Origin of the sequence: Shewanella xiamenensis (genome assembly GCF_014647135.1) — a bacterium.
Classification (GTDB): domain Bacteria; phylum Pseudomonadota; class Gammaproteobacteria; order Enterobacterales; family Shewanellaceae; genus Shewanella; species Shewanella xiamenensis.
Genome location: NZ_BMOP01000015.1, coordinates 1 through 13,713, shown reverse-complemented (window position 1 = coordinate 13,713; position 13,713 = coordinate 1). Strand labels below are relative to the sequence as shown.

Here is a 13,713-nt window from a genome sequence, read left to right as displayed (position 1 = left end):
GTTATGACGCAATGACTCTCATTCCTTCCCATAAACGTAAAATTTTTTGCGGCCATCTTGCGATGAGTACTCTTCGCAATAGTTAATTTAATTAGTTGTTTTTAAAACATAAAACCTTGTCATTAATCTATTCATCTTTTTGTACGACTTAAGAATGATGAATTTGTTACATTTGCCACATAAATACAAATGCAAATCGTTATCAATGGTGTTACCGTATGCGCGCCTTGACGAAACTTGCTGAACGACTATGCGTTTTAATCTACTTCCACTTGCTGCTGCAGTAACCCTAGCTTTGAATCCTTTGGTATTGATGGCCGAAGAACAAACCTCTTCTAAAACAGAGGCACAAGATCAAAATATCGAAAAAATCACAGTGATGGGTAAATACACTGTGAGTCGCAATATTGATACCGCGACAGGTCTAGGACTCACATTACGAGAAACGCCTCAGTCGGTCAGCATCATGACGGCAGATCGAATTGAAGATCAGGCGTTAAATACTGTGGTCGATGTGGTCAACAACACTGTGGGTTTATCATCTTCAAAAACCGACAATGTGCGTAACGGTTTTTCGGCCCGCGGTTTTACCGTGCAAAATTATCAAATTGATGGCGTGCCTTTATCTTGGAGTTTAGGCGGCGATGCTGGCGAAACGGTATCAGATGTGTCTATCTACGAGCGCGTTGAAGTCGTTCGTGGTGCTACCGGATTATTAACCGGCGCTGGCGATCCTTCTGCCTCGATTAACTTAGTGCGTAAGCATGCTGACAGTTCTGATCTTAAAGGTTATGTGGATGTCGCAACTGGAAGTTGGGATAAAAAACAAGTCACCGCGGATGTGTCTAATGGTCTGAATGACGACGGCAGTGTGCGTGGCCGTTTGGTCGCTAAGTATGTGAATAGCGATTCCTATCAAGATCTATATCAAGACCGTAAAACCATTCTCTATGGTGTTGTCGATAGCGATATCACCGCCAACACTTTACTGCGTGTCGGTGGTAGCTATAACCACAACGATCCTAAAGGGGCGATGTGGGGCGCGTTGCCCGCCGTCTTTAGCGATGGTTCTGCCACAGATTGGGATACATCGACCACTACAGCCGCCGATTGGAGCCGCTGGGAAACTAAAAACATTAACTACTTTGCTAACCTAAATCATTACTTTAGCAATGGCTGGCAATTGGTGGCTAACTACAACCGCATGGAATACGAAACCACCACTAAGATGATTTACATGTCGGGTTTACTCGATAAAGACACGGGGGCGGGGCTTAGTGGTCAGCGTTATCACAGCCATGGTGAAAGTAACTCGAATAACTTTGATGTGCAGCTTAAGGGCGACTATGACCTCTTTGGTCAAACCCATGAGTTTGTGACGGGGGCTTTGTATAGTAAGCAAAAATCCTACGCTGATACCTATGAGCCTATCCGTGACAATATGACGGGTTGGGACTCACAAGTGGTCGATAACTTCTACGAATGGCAACAAAATCAGTTTGCTGAGCCTGAATGGTCGAGCAACGCGAACCGTCAGCTCAATATGGATACCGAGCAAAAAGGTTTCTACGCGGCGACCCGCTTGACCATTACCGATGATTTTAAACTGATTGCCGGTGGACGTATTTCAAGCTGGAACCGTGAAGGCGTGAGCTATGGTACCGATACTAACTTTGGCGATGATGGTGTGTTTGTGCCCTATGTTGGCGCTTTATACGATATCAATAAAGAGCACCGGATTTACGCCAGCTATACCGGGATTTTTAATCCGCAGAATTATTTCGATGCCAATCAAGAATACTTAGACCCATTAGAGGGCAAAGCCTACGAATTAGGTTTGAAGAGTTCCTATCTTGACGATCGCTTACATACCACAGTGGCCTTGTTCCAAATTGACCAAGATAACTTGGCAACCTTAGCCGGAACGATTGTTATCGGTGGTCAACCCGTGAATTACTATGAGGCTGCACAAGGCACTAAGAGTAAGGGTTTTGAGTTAGAAGTCGTTGGTGAGCCTGCCGATGGCTGGAATATCTCTGCGGGTTACTCGCAATTTAATGCCGAAGATGCAGAGGGTAAGCGAGTCGCAACTACCAGTCCGCAGAAGCAATTTAAACTGTTTACCACCTATCAATTTGTGGACTTATTGCCTGAGTTAACCATAGGTGGTGGGGTGAATTGGCAAAGTGACAGTTATTCTACAGGTGGCAATGTCACTATCACGCAGGATGCCTATTCTTTGGTGAATCTAATGGCGCGCTACGATCTGGCTGAAAACATGGATTTGCAGTTTAACGTAGAGAATTTGCTGGATGAGAAATATTACGCTTATATGTCAACCTCTAATTATTTGCCAGAAGCTTACAGTGTGTATCACTACGGTGCTCCACGTAACTTTACCGTCAGCTTTAACTATCGCTTTTAAGCATTTTTCCCGTTGAACTCAAAAAGCCGGTGCCCTTAAGGGCGCTGGCTTTTTGCTATCGACTTCAATCCCATTGGCTGCGCAGATGCAGCCTAATATGCCTGTATGGGAAAACCATTGTACTGTTTTGTGATTATTTCGCTTTAAAAACAATGTTCTGTTAATCCTGAACGACGTTTGAGTTTTCCTAGATCAAGACTGGTATGCTAATCCCTATTTATAGTGAGCTTTAATATAAATTAAGTGCGGTGGTTTTTTGTTCTGTTTAGCGATTTCTATCAATAAAATCCCTATCAATTTTCTGGCCTGACCAGCACAAACTCCCTATAATCCCCTGCGAAAAACACTGCTACATAGTGTTTACATTTTTAGACCCTACCTACTTAAAAATAAAAGGAACCCAGTTCCATGTTAGAAAAGCTGTTCAAACTGAAACAAAATCAAACGAGCCTCAAGCAGGAAGCGATAGCAGGTTTGACAACATTTATGACGATGGCCTACATCATTTTTGTGAATCCCATGATGTTAGCCGATGCGGGTATGGATCATGGCGCCGTGTTTGTGGCTACCTGTTTAGCTGCGGCCGTAGGTTGTATCGTGATGGGGCTGATGGCGAATTATCCTATCGCGCTCGCCCCAGGTATGGGACTCAATGCCTTTTTTACCTACACTGTGGTGGGTGAGATGGGCTACAGCTGGGAAACGGCACTCGGTGCGGTTTTCTTATCGGGGATCTGCTTTCTGATCCTATCTTTAGTGCGTATTCGCGAGTGGATTGTTAACAGTATTCCTATGTCGCTGCGTATTGGTATTGCTGCGGGTATTGGTCTGTTCTTAGCGCTGATCGGCCTTAAGAGTGCAGGTATTGTGGTGGCAAGCCCTGCAACATTAGTGACCATGGGCGATATTACTGCGTTTCCGGCGGTGATGGCTGTATTGGGCTTCTTCCTCATTATCGCTATGGTGCAGCGTGGCATGAAGTCAGCGGTGATTTTAAGTATCCTGATCATTACTGGGCTTGGATTGGTATTTGGCGATGTACATTACAACGGCATCGTCTCTATGCCGCCTTCAATTGCGCCCACGTTTATGGCGATGGATTTATCCCAAGTGTTTGAAGTAACGATGCTCTCAGTGGTGTTTGCCTTCTTATTTGTGGATTTATTTGATACTTCAGGCACCTTGGTTGCGGTTGCTCAGCGTGGTGGCTTTCTCGATGAAAAGGGCCGTTTACCTCGATTAAATCGTGCCTTAACCGCTGACAGTTTAGCGACGATTGCAGGTGCAGCCTTAGGGACTTCTACCACCACCAGTTATATCGAAAGTACCGCTGGGGTGAGTGCGGGCGGTCGAACTGGCTTAACGGCGGTCGTGGTTGGTTTGCTGTTTATCTTGGCATTATTTTTATCGCCTTTAGCAGGGATGATCCCCGCCTATGCCACGGCAGGTACGCTGTTCTATGTGGCTATTCTGATGATGTCAGGGTTGGTTCACGTTGAATGGGAAGACTTAACTGAGGCTGCGCCAGTAGTCGTAGTGTGTATCCTGATGCCGCTGACCTTCTCGATTGCGACGGGGATTGCACTGGGAATTATTTCCTATGCGGCCATCAAACTGTTAACGGGTCGGTTTAGCGATTTAAATATCGGTGTGCTGGTGCTCGCTGCGATGTTTATTGCGAAATTTATTTACGGCTGATACTTAGAACGAGTTGCCGTTTAAGGGATATTTTTTGAGGGTCATCTAATCGATGGCCCTTTTTAATGCGCGATCCCAAGCAGAATTGAAAATTTCTACCCGCATCCAGCCCTCTGACTACCAATTATCTAGCGGATTAGGTATAAGGATTGTCCGGTTATTTTCTACAAATGAATAATGAACTTAAGTGAGATAGCGTATCGCCGCGTGGTGGTGAAGTTGGGGACGAGTGTGCTGACTTCTGGCAGTAAACAGCTAGATAAAGCCCATATGGTTGAGCTTGCTCGTCAAATGGCCGCACTGATGAGATCAGGGGTCGAAGTCGTATTATGTACTTCTGGGGCAATTGCCGCAGGACGCGAACATCTCCAATACCCGGTATTGCCCGATACTATGGCTAACAAACAGTTATTAGCCGCTGTCGGGCAGAGTCAGCTTATTCTTGCTTGGGCGCAACTCTTTAGCATCTACGGTTTGCATGTGGGGCAATTGCTGCTGACCCGTGCAGACCTACACGATAGAGAGCGCTATTTGAATGCCCGCGATACGCTTAATGCCTTGCTGGCACACAATATTATCCCCATCATCAATGAAAATGATGCGGTTGCAACTAACGAAATCAAAGTGGGTGACAACGACAACTTGTCAGCGCGCGCAGCATTGCTGTGTGATGCTGATCTGTTGATTTTGTTGACGGATCAAAAGGGCTTATTCGATGCCGATCCACGCACCAATCCCAATGCCAAACTGATTTCGCAGGTTGAGAAAATTGATGACAGTTTGCGCCTGTTAGCGGGTGGTTCGGTCTCGGGGTTAGGCACCGGGGGGATGTCGACTAAGCTCGAAGCGGCCGATATAGCTCGCCGCGCGGGAATTGAAGTGGTGATTGCCTCAGGTCATCATCCTGATGTGATTAAGAAAGTTGTTGCCAAAGAATCCATTGGCACCCATTTTAGCGCCATCGAAAACCCATTAGAAAGCCGCAAACAGTGGATTTTAGCGGGGCCTGCGGCCCAAGGTTCACTGGTACTCGATGCTGGGGCGGTTAAAGCAGTGACCGAAAAAGGTCGTAGCCTGTTATCTAAGGGCATTATTGGCGTCAAAGGAGAGTTTGAACGGGGTGCAACTCTGCAATTAGTTGACCAAAATGGCAAAATTATTGCCAGAGGCATAACCCGTTACTGTGGTGAGGCGCTAGGGTTGATTGCGGGTAAACATTCCGACGAAATCGAGTCTGTACTCGGTTACGATTATGGTGACGCAATAGTGCACCGCAACGACATGGTCGTCTTATAAGCGAGGTCTGTTTTGAGTCAAACTAATCAAGCGCAATATTTACAACAACTGGGTAGTCAAGCTAAGCAAGCCAGCTATGCCTTAGCAAATCTTAGCGCCGCACAGAAAGCGGATTTACTCGAGGTGATTGCCGAGGCCCTGACGCAGAACACTCAGGCTATTCTTGCGGCGAACGCCAAAGACGTTGTAGCCGCAAAGGCTGATGGCTTGAGTGATGCGATGATCGACCGTCTATTACTAACCGAGTCGCGCCTAGCGGGGATTATCGGTGACATTAGCGATGTGGTTCGCCTTGCCGATCCCGTTGGCGAAGAGTTCGGTAGCCGAGTGTTGGACAATGGCTTAAGGCTCACGCGCCGCCGCGTACCGCTTGGCGTGATTGGGGTTATCTATGAGGCACGGCCGAATGTGACGGTCGATATTGCGGTGTTGGCACTTAAAACCGGTAATACGGTGATTTTACGTGGCGGAAAAGAGACTCTCGAATCCAACAAACTGATTAGTGAAGTGATCCGTGGAGCGATTGCAAGCCAAGGGTTGCCTGTCGATGCGGTGCAATTGATTGATTCTTCCGATAGGGCCTTAGTCACAGGGCTACTCAAGCTCGACCAATATGTCGATATGATTGTTCCCCGTGGCGGGCAAGCCTTACAGCGCCTTTGTGCCGAGCAAGCTACAATTCCGGTGATTTTAGGTGGCATTGGGATCTGCCATCTGTATGTCGATAAACATGCCGATCTTGAGCGGGCTCTTGAGGTGATTGCCAACGCAAAAGTGCAGCGCCCAACGGTATGCAACGCTCTGGATACCTTGCTGGTGGATAACGCTGTTGCCGAGCGCTTTGTGCCACAAATTGCCGAATACTTACATCGTTTAGGTGTGCGTTTTTCGGTGTGCGAACAAAGCTATACACTGCTCGATGGGTTGGGGTTTGATATTTCCCCGGCAACGGAGCAAAGCTTTGCGACCGAATGGTTATCTTTGACCTTAGGCATTAAAGTGGTGAGTGATATTGATGCAGCAATTGCCCATATCCGTACCTATTCCAGTGGGCACTCTGAGGCGATTCTGACCGATGATATCCATGCTGCAACGTATTTTATGAATGAGGTTAATTCGGCCGCTGTGTATGTAAATGCCAGTACCCGCTTTACCGATGGCGGCCAATTTGGCCTAGGTGCCGAGGTGGCTGTAAGTACGCAAAAGCTCCATGCCCGTGGTCCAATGGGGCTTGAGGCGCTAACCACCTATAAGTGGTTAGCGTGGGGCGATTATACGAGTCGTTCATAGCCTGATTGGTACACTAAAAAGCCGCTGAAAGCGGCTTTTTAGTGGTAAATCTTTATCTTAGTGGATAAGTGGGGTATAGGTGGCAATCAGCCATAAACATACAAAAGCGATTGACATCACTGTGGTGAATTTTCGAAAGGGCCGGATATATTCCAAGGTATAGAGAAAATACTTCTCTTGCACTTTGCGAGTCAGTAATACCGACGGAAGTAAAAAACTGCAATAGAGCATCACAACCATGGTGGTAAAACCATTCCCCCAAAAATGCTCGTAGATAAAAAGGGCGATACACACCAGCATGGCAACCCAACCGATAGGGGTTATGCCATCTTCTTGATTCCAATGGGTTGATTTTTCCATATGACTATCCTTAGTCACTTAACCGATTGTTTAATTTATAGACGGTTAAGGGGGGCTTTTCAATGATTTTATGGATAGCGTGTAAAAGAATTTTCTAGACCGAGTTTAAGTTATAGGGTTTTAATATCGGCAAATGATCCGCGGCACAACTTCGCTAAGTCATTTGCAGCGAGACATATCTCAAGCCCACGGCGACCAGCACTGACATAGATTTTGTCAAATTGCTTCGCACTTTCATCAATCAGCGTTGGCAGTTGCTTCTTTTGCGCTAACGGGCTGATCCCTCCAACCAAATAGCCGGAAGACTTTTGCGCTAAATCCGCATCGGCCATTTGCAGTTTTTTCTGGCCTAAACATTTGGCTACGGCTTTTAAATTGAGTTGATGATCAACTGGAACGAGCGCAACTGCAAGCGGCGGATGAGCTTTATCGATCGCGACCAGTAAGGTTTTAAATACCTGCGCGGGAGCGAGGCCTAACACATTGGCGGCTTCTTCGCCGTAGGCGGCGCAGTGTGGGTCGTGGCTGTATTCTAAGATTTCAAAGGGGATTTTGGCTTTCTTTGCCATTTGTACGGCAGGTGTCATGCTTTACTCCTTGCGTCAATTTCTGGGGCAATAAAAGTCCGCCATAGTAGCTCTTTATTGGCGTTTAAAATGTTAGCTCGGGCATAAATTATCTATACCCGAGTAAGGCACCTTATCCGTTGCTTAGTCCGCAAGTTTGGTATTGAGTTTGGTTTTGCGCTCCAGATAGCGCGGGAATAATTGCTGCAACATCATGCCGCTTAAAATAAAGCCTAGGCCAATGTAGGTTGCGGTGGCGATGGTTTCTTGCAAAATCCAAGCAATAAAACCAATGGACATCACCGGCGATAAAAATACTAAGGTGCTGATATTGGCGGTACGAGTCGCAGTTTTAAGCGCCATTAACCAGAGTACAAAGGTAATCCCCATTTCAAATAAGCCGACATACATCCCCGCCATTACGGCTTTAATGCTAAAGCTAGGGAGCGTATCGGTAAGTAACAGCGTGATGGTAATAAAGGGTAAACCGATTAAAAAGCTCAACAGTAGGCTGACGACGGGGTCGCCTTGATCTTTGGTGTTCACAATCCAATATAGGCACCAGAGCAGGGTGCTAGTCAGCGCCAGCCCAATGCCAAGGGGGCTATCGAAGCGAAAACCGCTGATATCGCCGCCGGTGGCAATAATAAATACCCCAGAGTAGGCAATCAGTGCCGCAATCATATCGCTCTTACGCAAATGTTGTTTTAGCAGTGGCGCAGCTAACAGCGGTAGCAATACCGCCCACGTGTAATTAAGTGACAGTGCCTGCTGGGCGGGTAATAGTGAATAGGCTTTAAACAGCACCACATAATAAAGAAAGGGATTAATCAGCCCAGTGATCAGATAAAAAGTCGGGCGACGCAACAGCTGCGCTTTAAGTAGCGGTAGCTTTTTTTGCCAAGCGAGAATGGCGCCTAGAGCGACGATAGAGGTGAGTACCGCCACAAATACCAGTTGTAGTGGTGTGTAAAATCCAAGGGCAATTTTAAAGGCGGTTGCCACCGTCGACCAGAGGAATACCGCACCCATGCCGTACACATACGCCAAATTTGAAGATTTCACACTCTTACCTTATGCACTTAAACCGCCACTCAATGTGCGCAGATTGAATAACAGCTATTGTTGATATGCAAGCGGATTTTACCGTTTTGAATATTTTATACAGCTGAGTTTTTCGAAAAGATAAATCAGAAAATTTTTTGTATGGCCCTTGTAATTAAATTCCCTGTCCCAATATAGGTGTTAAGGCAAAGAAAGTGGCCAGCGGTGATGATAGTTAATAGGCACCGTGGACTTGAAAAAAATGCGTCCGGCCCCATATCAAAACCAACTTATTAATTTAGTTTGACAGAAATTTTTCGGAGGACCTCATGGGTAAAATTATTGGTATCGACTTAGGCACAACAAACTCTTGTGTAGCTGTCCTCGATGGTGGCAAAGCACGCGTATTAGAAAATGCTGAAGGCGATCGCACAACCCCGTCTATCATCGCCTACACCGACGATGAGACTATTGTGGGCCAGCCAGCAAAACGCCAAGCTGTAACAAACCCAAATAACACATTCTTCGCGATCAAGCGTTTGATCGGTCGTCGCTTTAAAGATGACGAAGTTCAACGTGACGTGAACATCATGCCATTCAAAATCATCCAAGCCGACAACGGTGATGCTTGGGTTGAATCACGTGGCAACAAAATGGCTCCACCACAAGTTTCTGCTGAAATCTTGAAAAAGATGAAGAAAACAGCAGAAGACTTCTTAGGTGAAGAAGTGACAGAAGCGGTAATTACCGTTCCTGCATACTTTAACGATTCACAACGTCAAGCCACTAAAGATGCTGGCCGCATCGCAGGTCTTGAAGTTAAACGTATTATCAACGAACCAACGGCTGCTGCTCTGGCCTACGGTATCGACAAGAAGCAAGGCGACAACATCGTTGCAGTGTACGACTTAGGTGGTGGTACATTCGATATCTCTATCATCGAAATCGACAGCAACGACGGCGACCAAACCTTCGAAGTATTAGCGACTAACGGTGACACTCACTTAGGTGGTGAAGACTTTGACAACCGTTTAATCAACTACTTAGCTGACGAATTCAAGAAAGAGCAAGGCTTAGATCTGCGTAAAGATCCATTAGCAATGCAACGTCTGAAAGAAGCGGCTGAAAAGGCGAAGATTGAGCTTTCAAGCACCAACCAAACTGAAGTGAACCTGCCATACATCACTGCCGATGCAACAGGTCCTAAGCACTTAGTGGTGAAAATCACCCGTGCTAAGTTAGAGTCACTGGTTGAAGACTTAATCATTCGTACCTTAGAGCCATTAAAAGTGGCACTGGCTGACGCTGACTTATCAGTATCAGACATTAACGAAGTGATTTTAGTGGGCGGTCAAACCCGTATGCCTAAGGTTCAAGAAGCGGTTTCTAACTTCTTCGGTAAAGAACCTCGTAAAGACGTAAACCCAGACGAAGCCGTAGCCGTAGGTGCTGCGATTCAAGCGGGCGTACTGTCAGGCGACGTGAAAGACGTTCTGCTGTTAGACGTAACACCACTGTCTCTGGGTATCGAAACCATGGGCAGCGTAATGACCAAGCTGATTGAGAAAAACACTACTATTCCGACTAAGGCACAGCAAGTGTTCTCAACAGCCGATGACAACCAAAGTGCAGTAACCATTCACGTACTGCAAGGTGAGCGTAAGCAAGCGAGCGCGAACAAGTCATTAGGTCAATTTAACTTAGACGGTATTGAGCCAGCACCACGTGGCATGCCACAAATCGAAGTGATGTTCGATATCGACGCTGACGGTATTCTGCATGTTTCTGCCACCGACAAGAAAACCGGTAAGAAACAAAACATCACCATCAAAGCTTCTTCAGGCTTAAGCGAAGAAGAAGTGGCGCAAATGGTACGTGATGCTGAAGCCCACGCTGAAGAAGACAAGAAGTTTGAAGAGTTAGTGCAATCTCGCAACCAAGCTGACGGCTTAGTTCACGCAACTAAGAAACAAGTTGAAGAAGCGGGCGATGCACTGCCAAGCGAAGACAAAGCTAAGATTGAAGCGGCAATGAGCGCGGTTGAAACTGCTGTAAAAGGCAACGACAAAGAAGCCATTGAAAAAGCGACTCAAGCGCTGATTGAAGCGTCTGCTAAGCTGATGGAAATCGCTCAGGCTAAAGCTCAAACTCAAGGTGGCGCACAAGAAGGTGCTGCTAAACAGTCTAACGCGACTGCCGATGACGTTGTCGATGCTGAATTTGAAGAAGTGAAAGACGACAAGAAATAACATTTGCTTTCAATCAAATTGATTGATTTCAAATAGTTAATTTCTAGGCGGGCGTTACGGGGAAACCCTAACGCCCGTTCGTTCAACTTAAGCTGAGAAGCATGAGATTATGTCAAAGCGAGATTATTACGAAGTATTAGGCGTTGGTCGTGACGCCAGCGAACGTGAAATTAAAAAAGCCTACAAGCGTTTGGCGATGAAGTTTCACCCCGACCGCAACCCTGGCGATAAAACTGCCGAAGCGAGCTTCAAAGAAGTCAAAGAAGCCTACGAAATCCTTACCGATGCTAACAAAAAAGCGGCCTATGACCAATTTGGTCATGCGGGTGTGGATCCCAATCGCGGCGGTGGTGGTGGCTACGGCGGCGCGGGAGATTTCGGTGATATTTTCGGTGATGTCTTTGGCGATATTTTCGGCGGTGGACGTCGTGGCGGTCAACGCCAAGCAGCCCGCGGCTCAGATTTACGTTACAACCTAGAGTTATCACTGGAAGAAGCCGTAAAAGGCCTCACCAAAGAACTGCGTATTCCAACCTTAGCCAGCTGTGATGTGTGTGACGGCAGCGGTGCGAAAAAAGGCACGTCGGCGACCACCTGTACAACCTGTCATGGTCAAGGCCAAGTGCAAATGCGCCAGGGTTTCTTTACCGTGCAACAGCCTTGTCCAACCTGCCATGGTCGCGGCAAGATCATTAAAGATCCTTGTACTAAGTGCCATGGCGATGGCCGTGTCGAAAAAACGAAGACATTGTCAGTTAAGATCCCAGCAGGTGTCGACACTGGCGACCGTATTCGTTTAGCGGGTGAAGGTGAAGCGGGCGAGTTTGGCGCCCCAGCGGGCGATTTATACGTTCAGGTCAGTGTGCGTGAACATGCCATCTTTGTTCGTGATGGCAACAACCTCTACTGCGAAGTGCCAATTTCATTCAGTAAAGCGGCGCTCGGTGGTGAGATTGAAGTGCCAACACTGGATGGCAAAGTCAGCCTGAAGATCCCAGCCGAAACTCAAACGGGCCGTATGTTCCGTTTACGTGGCAAAGGGGTTAAATCGGTTCGCAGCCATGCCGTTGGCGACTTGCTCTGCAAAGTGGTGATGGAAACGCCAGTCAATCTAAACGAGCGTCAGAAAGAACTACTGCGCGAGTTTGAAGCGACATTAACCGGCGAATCAAAGAAGCACAGCCCAAAAGCTGAAGGCTTTTTCGATGGCGTGAAGAAGTTTTTCCAAGACCTAAATAGCTAATTAGGTGGGTGGCGCAGCTGTTATGTTAGCTGCGCACTAGATAAATAAAGCCTCGCAGTGTTTAGCACTAGCGGGGCTTTTTTATGCTTGATTGCATGCTCAAATTTCAAACTCTGTCCGCTGCAATCAATTAAGCACTGTCATTTCAGTGACTCGCCATGAACTCATCCCTGAGGGCTCGACGACGGCATCCATGCCGTCAACGGTCACTTCCATGACAGTGCTTAATTCCTTTTAAGTCCTGCGTATACCTGATAAATGTTATGCCTGTCCGGTCTTTTAGTTAGACTTCTTTCCTAGCACTCAGGTGCTCCTCAATCTGAGAAACAAGATGCGTACACTGCTTTACTAATTCGATGATTGTATCTGACTCAATTTGATGCTGATTTCCATCTTTATCGAAGCCATTTCTATGTATGCAATCATGTCTAATGAGGATTGCCTTGAAAAGCCATGCGACATTACCAAAATCAATGTCTAGCACAGAAAAGTACATCGGCTTTATTTTCTTTATATCATGAAAGATAAGGTCTTTGAGGTAGCGTGCAACTAGGAATTTAAGGTCTTCCCATTGTGTGAAAATTTCCTTCAATGAAAACTGCCTCTTTGCAAGCTCAGGATCCGTTTCTACTAACCTTCTGATTAGTTGGTCGGAATTAACAACTGTTGAGATGAAGGAGCTTGCGAGATAGGCTTCAATTGCTGTTACTACTTGTGCGAAAAGCATGTTATTGAGGGTTGCTTTATGCTCTTGGTGATGCGGGTAACGAAGCAGTGCAATGACGTCAGCAGAAACCTTTCTATATATATCGAGCTGTTGCGTACTTTCAATTTCTGCGGTGACTTCTTCCTGTTCTAAGTGGTCAAGAATATCAAATGTTAAATCAATAATATTAGGTATAAAAACGTTTGTTTCTGACATCTTGGATACTATATGAGCATCATATTCTTGGCCACAACCATCACAAATAAATGTTTTCCAATACTCGCGAAGACTTTCTTCGTCAGTAGCGGCTGAAATATCTGGGCCATCGCAATACACAACTTCATCAAGAAACGCACTGCATTTACAGGCAAAGGTTATATCTAATTCCATATATGAGCCTAACCGCTTATTGAACGGCATACTCGATAAAGCCTACCGTTTAACTTATTGATTAATATAATGCTATATTTCCTATCTATTGAATGTAAAGAGATTTTATTATTCTTTAATGCCAAATCAAACTGAGGTTGTGCGTTAAACCTAAAGAAGAGAAATGCTTGTTTTAAATTTTTTCTGCAACAGCCCATATTTAAGTGCAAAGATTGGACTGGCTGAACTCTTTTGGGATTAATGGCTAACGCTGCAATCACGGGTGTTCACCTTCCCCTGCGAAGTTGCTGAATGGCGTTGGAATAAATTGCGTGAGTCCGGTCATGGATAATGGAATGGACCCATCCACTTTAAATCGGCCTCGCAATGGGCCACGATGTAGTCGCTAAAACTCATCAGAAAGAGGACGGGTCCACCTATGAAGATTACTACAATCGGTTTAGATA

Annotated in this window: 10 protein-coding genes; 6 read left to right on the top strand and 4 right to left on the bottom strand. The window is 46.2% G+C overall.

Annotation, left to right across the window (positions count from 1 at the left end):
- Positions 1–250 precede the first annotated feature (250 nt).
- The 4 genes from IEY09_RS13445 (at position 251) to IEY09_RS13430 (ending at position 6,709) form a co-directional block, all read left to right on the top strand.
- Positions 251–2,425 (top strand): TonB-dependent siderophore receptor, encoded by a 2,175-nt coding sequence (locus tag IEY09_RS13445; protein WP_188871437.1) that lies wholly within the window; start codon positions 251–253, stop codon positions 2,423–2,425.
- A gap of 408 nt (positions 2,426–2,833) precedes the next feature.
- Positions 2,834–4,123: an NCS2 family permease gene (locus tag IEY09_RS13440; RefSeq protein WP_037414991.1), complete on the top strand. Its 1,290-nt coding sequence runs from the start codon at positions 2,834–2,836 to the stop codon at positions 4,121–4,123.
- A gap of 177 nt (positions 4,124–4,300) precedes the next feature.
- Positions 4,301–5,419, top strand: a complete 1,119-nt coding sequence (gene proB, locus IEY09_RS13435) for a glutamate 5-kinase (RefSeq protein WP_188871435.1) — start codon at positions 4,301–4,303, stop codon at positions 5,417–5,419.
- Between the two features lie 12 nt (positions 5,420–5,431).
- Positions 5,432–6,709: a glutamate-5-semialdehyde dehydrogenase gene (locus IEY09_RS13430; RefSeq protein ID WP_188871433.1), complete on the top strand. Its 1,278-nt coding sequence runs from the start codon at positions 5,432–5,434 to the stop codon at positions 6,707–6,709.
- 57 nt (positions 6,710–6,766) lie between these two features.
- On the opposite strand, the gene IEY09_RS13425 is transcribed toward IEY09_RS13430, so the two are convergent.
- From IEY09_RS13425 to IEY09_RS13415, 3 genes are all read right to left on the bottom strand, one after another.
- Positions 6,767–7,069, bottom strand: coding sequence for a hypothetical protein (locus tag IEY09_RS13425; RefSeq protein ID WP_037414983.1), 303 nt, complete (start codon positions 7,067–7,069; stop codon positions 6,767–6,769).
- Positions 7,070–7,179: 110 nt separating this feature from the next.
- Positions 7,180–7,656: a Cys-tRNA(Pro) deacylase gene (gene ybaK / locus IEY09_RS13420; RefSeq protein WP_047533948.1), complete on the bottom strand. Its 477-nt coding sequence runs from the start codon at positions 7,654–7,656 to the stop codon at positions 7,180–7,182.
- A 123-nt stretch (positions 7,657–7,779) separates the two neighbouring features.
- Positions 7,780–8,700, bottom strand: coding sequence for a DMT family transporter (locus IEY09_RS13415; protein WP_047533950.1), 921 nt, complete (start codon positions 8,698–8,700; stop codon positions 7,780–7,782).
- A gap of 308 nt (positions 8,701–9,008) precedes the next feature.
- Here IEY09_RS13415 and dnaK point away from each other — a divergent pair, with 308 nt between their 5' ends.
- Together dnaK and dnaJ are read left to right on the top strand one after the other, a co-directional pair.
- Entirely contained in the window at positions 9,009–10,928 is a 1,920-nt protein-coding gene (dnaK, locus tag IEY09_RS13410; protein ID WP_047533951.1) for a molecular chaperone DnaK, read from the top strand.
- A 109-nt stretch (positions 10,929–11,037) separates the two neighbouring features.
- Positions 11,038–12,171, top strand: a complete 1,134-nt coding sequence (dnaJ, locus tag IEY09_RS13405) for a molecular chaperone DnaJ (RefSeq protein ID WP_047533953.1) — start codon at positions 11,038–11,040, stop codon at positions 12,169–12,171.
- 283 nt (positions 12,172–12,454) lie between these two features.
- Here dnaJ and IEY09_RS13400 read toward each other — a convergent pair whose 3' ends face one another.
- The gene (locus tag IEY09_RS13400) at positions 12,455–13,267 is read right to left on the bottom strand and encodes a hypothetical protein (RefSeq protein ID WP_188871431.1); all 813 of its coding nucleotides are present in this window, start codon (positions 13,265–13,267) and stop codon (positions 12,455–12,457) included.
- Positions 13,268–13,713: the final 446 nt, after the last annotated feature.